The organism is bacterium (assembly GCA_024226335.1).
Lineage (GTDB): Bacteria > Myxococcota_A > UBA9160 > SZUA-336 > SZUA-336 > JAAELY01.
In genome coordinates, this window is the sequence record JAAELY010000424.1 from 1 (window position 1) to 952 (window position 952).

Below are 952 nucleotides of genomic sequence, written 5' to 3' on the forward strand. Positions count from 1 at the left end.
GGGAGGCCGCATCGGCGTCATCACCCGAAAACGGATTCTGCAGCTCCTGCCCTGCGAGCAACGCCCCTTCCGGCGTCGCAGGGTACTCGAAGGGCATGTAGCCGCGGGCCACGCTACCCTCGGGCGGGCGCAGGTCCAGCGCCGATCCGTCGTCAAACACGAAAGGCGGGCTCTGCGCATCCCGCGCGTATGACTCGACCATGTTCGGAAAGAACTCGTAGTTTCGCCGGGACGGATCAGGCAAGATCAGCCAGTGCGCTGCGATCAACGCGGCCAGTACGACCACGAGAAGCCCAATGACGGTGGCGCTGCCTTTCATTGCCTTCCCTCGTCGAGTTCCTGCATTCCCTCGCCGATGTCCTCGCGGACGTCGAGCGCTCCATGTTCGCGCATCAGGCTCGCGGCCATCCCGGGATCCAGGTCCGCGTCGGTCTGGCGTATGGCCAGCACAAAACGATCGTCGGTGACCCGCGGGTGAACGAGATTGGGTTTGGACCACGGGAACAAACCGGAACGAATCAGCAAGACGAGGACGGTGCCCAGCCCGGCGGCGAGCACCGCGGATTCGAACGTCACCGGGATGAAGGCGGGCACCGAGTTTAGCGGCTTGCCCCCGATGTTGGTCGGCCAGTCCACTGCCGAGGTCCAGATCTGAAAGGCCAGCATCGCCGAGGCGCCAAATGCCCCGAGTGCAAAGCACAGCCACGTGATGCGGGACGGCTTGAGACCCATCGCACGGTCGAGGCCATGCACCGGATACGGCGCGTAGACGTCGACGATCTCGTAACCCCGCTCACGGCAGGCGCGGGTCACGGCGAGAATCTCGTCTTCCCGGCTGAACACACCCATCAGTTTGCGGTTCATGCCTTGTCTCCTTCGTGGGTGCGCCCGTAGCTCAGCACGCCCTTGATCTCGCCCATGGCAATGACCGGAAGGAATCGGACGAACAAGA

The 952-nt window shown here is 64.0% G+C and carries 2 protein-coding genes; both read right to left on the reverse strand.

Going from position 1 to position 952, the window contains the following annotated elements; translation table 11 throughout:
• Positions 1-319, reverse strand: a 319-nt coding sequence (locus GY725_20725) for a hypothetical protein (protein ID MCP4006611.1), incomplete at its 3' end; no start/stop codon positions are given.
• Positions 316-864, reverse strand: coding sequence for a DUF3341 domain-containing protein (locus GY725_20730; protein MCP4006612.1), 549 nt, complete (start codon positions 862-864; stop codon positions 316-318). The genes GY725_20725 and GY725_20730, both read right to left, overlap by 4 nt.
• Between the last annotated feature and the right edge of the window lie 88 nt (positions 865-952).